Source organism: Shigella sp. FC1661 (assembly GCF_001712525.1).
Taxonomy (GTDB): domain Bacteria; phylum Pseudomonadota; class Gammaproteobacteria; order Enterobacterales; family Enterobacteriaceae; genus Escherichia; species Escherichia coli.
In genome coordinates, this window is sequence record NZ_MDGW01000348.1 from 1 (window position 1) to 1,246 (window position 1,246).

Genomic DNA, 1,246 nt, shown 5'->3' on the forward strand with positions numbered 1-1,246 from the left:
AGCGTCATGCTGCCCGGAATGTGGAGGCTCACTGAGCTATCTGGGTGAGGATGCCGCCGAACAGCTGGAGTTGATGCGCAGCGTCTTCCGGGTTATCCGGACTGTACGTGAAAAGCATGCCTGTACTCAGTGCGATGCCATCGTGCAGGCCCCCGCGCCTTCACGGCCCATCGAGCGGGGTATCGCAGGACCGGGGCTGCTGGCCCGCGTGCTGATCTCAAAGTATGCAGAGCACACCCCGCTGTACCGCCAGTCTGAAATGTACGGCCGCCAGGGCGTGGAGCTGAGTCGTTCACTGCTGTCGGGCTGGGTGGATGCATGCTGCCGGCTACTGTCACCGCTGGAAGAAGCGCTTCAGGACTATGTGCTGACTGACGGTAAGCTCCATGCTGATGACACGCCTGTCCCGGTGCTGTTGCCAGGCAATAAGAAAACGAAGACCGGGCGGTTATGGACCTACGTTCGTGACGACCGTAACGCCGGGTCAACGCTGGCGCCGGCGGTGTGGTTCGCTTACAGCCCGGACAGAAAAGGCATCCATCCGCAGACCCATCTTGCGGGGTTCAGTGGTGTACTGCAGGCGGATGCATACGCCGGGTTCAACGAGCTGTACCGGGATGGCCGGATAACGGAAGCCGCCTGTTGGGCTCACGCCCGCCGTAAAATCCACGATGTGCACGTTCGCACCCCGTCAGCCCTGACGGAGGAAGCGCTGAAACGGATCGGCGAACTGTACGCCATCGAGGCAGAGATAAGGGGAATGACGGCGGAGCAGCGCCTTGCCGAACGTCAGTTGAAAACGAAACCGCTGCTGAAATCCCTGGAAAGCTGGCTGCGTGAAAAGATGAAAACCCTGTCGCGACACTCAGAACTGGCGAAAGCGTTCGCATACGCCCTGAAGTGGTCAACAAAAACTGGCCACCGAGTTAGAGTTTTTCCAGTATCGATTTTCCGATTCGTTTGGGGGTAACCCACCGTTATATTCGTGCGGTCTTAGTGCGCTGTAATATCCAACGATATAGTCCGTTATGGCGTGAGCTGCCTCGCTGAAGCTTACGTAACCCACCACCGGCATCCATTCGTTCTTCAGACTCCTGAAGAAGCGTTCCATTGGGCTGTTATCCCAGCAGTTTCCGCGCCGGCTCATACTCTGTCTGATCTGGTATCGCCACAATAACTGCCGGAACTGCCTGCTCGTATAATGACTGCCCTGATCGCTGTGGAACATCACCCCGCCGGGCTTACC

1 protein-coding gene and 1 pseudogene are annotated in these 1,246 nt (G+C 58.1%); one reads left to right on the forward strand and one right to left on the reverse strand.

Going from position 1 to position 1,246, the window contains the following annotated elements; genetic code table 11:
- Positions 1 to 898, forward strand: a pseudogene (locus BFF42_RS17715) (IS66-like element ISEc22 family transposase); the annotation flags it as partial.
- 6 nt (positions 899 to 904) lie between these two features.
- Here the strand turns inward: BFF42_RS17715 and BFF42_RS17720 are convergent.
- A partial coding sequence (locus BFF42_RS17720) for an integrase core domain-containing protein (protein WP_073841232.1) occupies positions 905 to 1,246 on the reverse strand: 342 nt, incomplete at its 5' end.